This window comes from Longimicrobium sp. (assembly GCA_036387335.1).
GTDB lineage: Bacteria > Gemmatimonadota > Gemmatimonadetes > Longimicrobiales > Longimicrobiaceae > Longimicrobium.
In genome coordinates, this window is sequence record DASVTZ010000219.1 from 1 (window position 1) to 5252 (window position 5252).

At 73.2% G+C, this 5252-nt stretch carries 5 protein-coding genes; 3 read left to right on the top strand and 2 right to left on the bottom strand.

Translation table 11 applies throughout. The features are described 5' to 3' along the window. Both VF647_22635 and VF647_22640 read right to left on the bottom strand, forming a co-directional pair. A partial coding sequence (locus VF647_22635; protein ID HEX8454892.1) for an ABC transporter permease occupies positions 1 to 931 on the bottom strand: 931 nt, incomplete at its 3' end. 6 nt (positions 932 to 937) lie between these two features. Beyond that, a complete protein-coding gene (locus VF647_22640; protein HEX8454893.1) occupies positions 938 to 3340 on the bottom strand; it encodes an ABC transporter permease in 2403 nt (800 codons plus the stop codon). Positions 3341 to 3716: 376 nt separating this feature from the next. Here VF647_22640 and VF647_22645 point away from each other — a divergent pair, with 376 nt between their 5' ends. The 3 genes from VF647_22645 to VF647_22655 form a co-directional block, all read left to right on the top strand. Continuing rightward, entirely contained in the window at positions 3717 to 4148 is a 432-nt protein-coding gene (locus tag VF647_22645; GenBank protein HEX8454894.1) for a response regulator, read from the top strand. Between the two features lie 295 nt (positions 4149 to 4443). After that, on the top strand, positions 4444 to 4938 hold the full coding sequence (locus VF647_22650; protein HEX8454895.1) for a cation:proton antiporter regulatory subunit: 495 nt from the start codon (positions 4444 to 4446) through the stop codon (positions 4936 to 4938). A gap of 1 nt (position 4939) precedes the next feature. Further along, on the top strand, positions 4940 to 5252 hold a 313-nt coding region (locus tag VF647_22655; GenBank protein HEX8454896.1), incomplete at its 3' end, for a cation:proton antiporter.

A 5252-nucleotide genomic window follows, 5' to 3' on the forward strand; every position in this document is an offset into this window, starting at 1 on the left:
GGGTGCGCGCGGTGCCGCGGGCCAGCAGCAGGTTGGCGACGTTGGCGCACGCCACCAGGAGCACGATCCCCACCGCGCCCAGCAGGATCAGCAGTACCGGCCGCAGCGAGTCGACCACGTGGGCGCGCAGCTCGCGCACCCCCACGAAGGCGTGCGCCTCGGGGAAGCGCGCGTGCGTCTCCCGCCCGATGCGCGCCATCTCAGCGCGCGCCTGCTCCACGGTGGCGCCGGGGGCCAGGCGGCCCAGCGCCCACCAGTTGTGCTGCCCGCGCCCCGCGGTGGACGCGTCCACGGCCAGCGGCGCCCACACGTCCAGCTCGCGGGTGGGGAGCGCCGCGTCGCCCGGCAGCGTGGCGGGGAACTCGAAGCCCTTCGGCATCACCCCCACCACGGTGTGCGGCGCGCCGTCCACCTGCATGGTGCGCCCCACCACGCCGGGGTCCGCGGCGAAGCGGCGGCGCCAGAGCGCGTCGCTGATCACCACCGCCTTCCCCTCGCCCGGCCGGTCCTCGCTGGCCAGGAACGTCCGCCCCAGCGCCGGCTGCACGCCCAGCGTGGGGAAGAAGTCGGCGCTCACGTACGCGCCCAGCAGCGCCTCGGGGGCCGGGCCGCCCGTCACGTTGAAGAGCCAGTAGCGGTACGCGGCGATGCGGTCCAGCGTCTTCGCGGTGCGCCGCCAGTCGTCGATGTTGGCGAGCGACGCCTGGCTCCCCGACGCCGACATCTCGTCCTTGCCGAACTCCCACAGGTGGATGAGCCGCGACGCCTGCGGGTAGGGGAGCGGACGCAGGAGCACGGCATCCACCACGCTGAAGATGGCCGTGCTGGCGCCGATCCCCAGCCCCAGCGTGAGCACGGCGGCCAGGGCGAAGCCGGGAGCCCGGCGCAGCGAGCGGGCGGCGAAGCGGAGGTCCTGGAAGAGCGATCCCATGCGGGGCTACTCCGAGCGGAGGGCGACCACCGGGTCCACCCGCGACGCGCGGCGGGCGGGGAGCCAGGATGCGAGGAGGGCGACGGACATCAGCACCGCGGGCGCGCCCAGCAGCAGGGCGGGGTCGGCCGCGGTCACGCCGTACAGCATCCCCGAGGCGAGCTTCCCCGCCAGGATGGCCAGCACGGTCCCCACCGCCAGCCCCAGCGCGACGACGCGCAGGTTGGCGCCCATCACCAGCTTCACCACCGCCACCCGCGGCGCGCCCAGCGCCGTGCGGATGCCGATCTCGCGCGTGCGCTGCCCCGCCGCGAACGACACCACGCCGTAGATCCCCACAGCCGCCAGCGTCAGCGCCAGCGCTCCGAGCCCGCCCAGGATCGCTGCGCCGAGCTGCGCGGGGAGGAGGGCGCGCCGCAGCTGCTCGCGCATCGTCTTGGGCGCCGGCACGGGGAGCGCCGGGTCCAGCGCCGCCACCTCGCGCTGCACCGCCCTCGCCAGCGTGGCCGGGTCGCCCGACGTGCGCACGTGCAGCGTCATCTCCGGGTCGTAGTTCTGCGCGAACGGCTGGTAGAGCATGGGGAGCGGGTCCTCGCCCAGGCTCACGTACTTCGCGTCGCGCGCCACGCCCACGACCGTCATGAACGGACCGTTCGGCCCCCGGATGCTCACGCGGCGCCCCACGGGATCGCCCGCGGGCAGGTAGCGCCGCGCGAACGTCTCGTTGACGATGGTGACGGGCGGGGAGTCCGCGCGGTCCGCATCGGCGAAGTCGCGGCCGCGCACCACCGGCACGCCCATGGTGCGAAAGAAGTCCGCGCCGACGGTGTTGAAGTGCGTGGGCTGCATGGGTCCGTCGGCCGGCTGGCCGGGGAGCACGAAGCCGGTCTCGCGGCTGTCGCCCTGCAGCGGGAGCATCTGCTGCAGCGAGACGGACTGCACGCCGGGAAGGTTGCGGACGGAGGCCTGGAGGCGGCGGTAGAACTGCGCGCCGGTGGTCTCGTCGTAGCTCCCCAGCCGCAGGTCGACGGTCTGGTTGAGGATGGGCGCGGGGTCGAAGCCGGGGTCGATGCTCCCCGCCGCCCCCAGCGAGCGGATGAAGAGCGCGGACGAGCCGAGCAGCACCATGCAGAGCGACACCTGCGCCGCCACCAGCGTGTTGCGCAGCCGTGCCCCGCGCGGCGCAACCGCCCCCTCCTTGATCGCCGAGACCACGTCGGCCGACGCGGTGCGCATCGCCGGCGCCACCCCGAAGACGAGCGCCGCCAGCAGCGCGCCGCCCAGCGCGAAGGCGAGCACGCGCACGTCCGGCGAGAGGCGGATCGCCATCGGGATCTCCGCCGGCACGCGCGACATGGCGAACTGGGTGAGCACCATGGTGGCGAGCAGGGCCGCCACCGCGCCCGACAGCGAGAGGATCACGCTCTCGGTGAGGAGCTGCCGCACGAGCCGCCCGCGGGGCGCGCCAACCGCCATGCGCACGCCCATCTCGCGCCGGCGCGCCACGCCGCGCGCCAGCAGCAGGTTGGCGACGTTGCTGCACGCGATCAGCAGCACCAGCCCCGTGACGGCCAGCAGCGCCACGGCAAAGATCCCGAACTTGTTGCGCAGCTCCACGTTGACGCCGTTGGAGCCGTCCAGCGACAGCCGCACCGGTTCGCGCTGGGCGGGGTCCAGCTGCGTGAGCTGCGCGGCCAGCACCCGCAGCTCCGCGCGCGCCGCGCCCGTCGTGACGCCGTCGCGCAGGCGGGCGCCGACGTAGAGGCTGCCGTTGTAGTCGCGGAGCTGGGTGCCGGTGAGCGGGCCCATCTGCGACATGGGGATCCAGATCTGCGGGCCGAAGCCGGCGAACGCCCCCGCGAACCCTTCGCGCGCCACGCCCACCACCGTGATCGGCTGCCCGTTGATGCGGATGGTGCGGCCCACGAGCGTCGGGTCCGCGCCGAACGCCTCGCGCCACCAGCGATGGCTGACCACCGCCACCGCGCCATGTGCGGCCACCGTGTCGTCCGCGCGGGTGAATACGCGGCCGAGGGAGGCGCCCACGCCCACCGTGTTGAAGTAGCTGCCGCTCACGAGCTCGGCGTTGACCTTCCGGTTTCCCTGCGGGGTGTTGAGCGCCGCCTCCAGGTACCGCTCGCCGAACATCCCGGTGAGGGTGCGGCTGCGCGCGCTCACGTAGTCCAGCTGCTGGCGCTGCAGCGGCGAGTGCGTGTTGCTGTGCACGCGCACCAGCCGCCCGGGGTCGGCCGCGTCGGCGGGGCGCAGGAGGATGGCGTTTGCCAGCGAGAAGACCGCCGTGTTGACGCCGATCCCCAGCGCGATGGTCAGCACCGCGGCCAGGGTGAAGCCCGGGGTGCGCCGCAGGGTGCGGAGGGCGTAGCGGATGTCCTGGAGGAGCGTGTCCATGGCCTGTCATTCCTTCGGGGAGGGACCGTCGCGCCGGCGTGTCGCCGCGGCGAACACCCCAAAGGCGAGGACCATGCCCCATGCGCCTCGTTCCTAAGTCGTTGCGGGTCCGTGCCTTGGCTGGACGGTGCGCTGGGCGGCTGCGCGCGATTGGGAAAAACCCGTCCCAAAAACGGACGATTCGGCCCGGGAACGGCTAACAACAATCTCACGCGGAGCCGCGGAGGCACGGAGAGAACTTCGCGTGCTCTCCTCTGCGTCTTCGCGTCTCCGCGTGAGTCCCTTCTGTTGGGGCGCCCGCTCTCGGCGCGGCACGGTTTCTCCATCATGTTTCCGCCCGGCCGAGTGGTGCCGTCCAACCCCGATGGAGGTGTGCGTGCGCGCGACGGTGCTGCTGGTGGAGGACGACGTGGACAGCCGCACCATCTACGGCACGGTGCTGCGCCATTCGGGTTTCCTCGTGGTGGAGGCGGACGACGGCGAGGCGGCCGTGAGGTCGGTGCGCCTGCATCGTCCCGACCTCGTGGTGATGGACGCAGGGCTCCCCGGGATGGACGGATGGGACGCGACCGCCGCGCTCAAGGGCGATCCGGAGACGGCGTCGGTGCCCATCATGCTGCTCACCGTCCACAGCCAGCCCGCCGACCGGGAGCGCGCCGAGGCCGCCGGCTGCGACGCCTACGTGGTGAAGCCGCTGGACCCCGCGAGCCTCGTGGAAGCGGTGGGGAAGATGATCGCGGAGATGCGGCGGCGCGGGACCGGCGCGGGCATGGGCGCGGGCGCGGGGGCCCGGGACGCGGGGGGGTGAACGCCGGCGCACGCGAAACCGGGGGGCGGGCGCACCGGGGATAAACGCCGGCGCACGCGAAACCGGGGGTGGGCGCACCGGGGGGGGAACGCCGGCGCACGCAAACCGGGGGATAAATCCCCCGGCTGGAACCACGCGAAGACCGCTGAAGCGGTCTGGGGGCCGGCGGTCCTCGTGCGGCGCCCAGGCAAACGCGATACGATGCCCCTCCCCCAGGTAGTTTTGGGGGAGGGGCCGCGAGGAACGAGCGGGGGAGGGGGCCCGCGCACTCACGCACTCACGCACTCACGCACTCATGGACGTCCGCGAGCACGACCTCCCCGGTGTGGGAAAGAAATTCGCGATCACCACCGGCGACGGCGACCGGATGACGGTGATCATCCACAACAGCGGGCACCGCGAGATCTACTTCTTCGAGCGCGGTGAGGACTATCCCGCCTACGCCGTGCGCATGGACGACGGCGAGGCGCGGAAGCTGGGGGCGATCCTCGGCGGCGCCTACTTCCAGCCCGTCGTCGCCGAGTCGATGGAGATGGTGTTCTCGCAGCTCTCGGTGGAGTGGCTGCGGGTGGCCGCCGGGTCGCCGCTGGCGGGGCAGAGCCTGGCTTCGGCCGCCGTGCGCGAGCGGACCGGCGCCAGCGTCATCGCCATCCTGCGCGATGGGAAGGCCCTCCCCAATCCGCAGCCCGACGAGCGCTTCGCCGCCGGCGACACCCTGGTGGTGGTGGGCGACCGCGCGCAGGTGGGCCGCTTCGGCGACCTGCTGCGCGGCGGCGGCGCGTCCGGGTAAGATGCACCACGACTTCCTGCTGGGCGCCGGAGCGCTGCTGGCGGCGCTCGCGGTGGCCGGGCTCCTCTTCAACCGGCTCGGCCAATCCGTCATCCCCGCCTTCATCCTCCTGGGGATGGCGGTGCGGCCCTTCGACGTGGACACCAGCCTGGTGGACGTGCTCGCGACCGTGGGCGTCGTCCTCCTCCTCTTCTTCATGGGGCTGGAGTTCTCGGTCGGGGCGCTGCTGAGGGACCGGCTGCGCATCATGCGCAACGGCGGGCTCGACCTGCTGGTGTGCTTTCCCGCGGGGTTCCTGATCGGGCTCTGGGTGG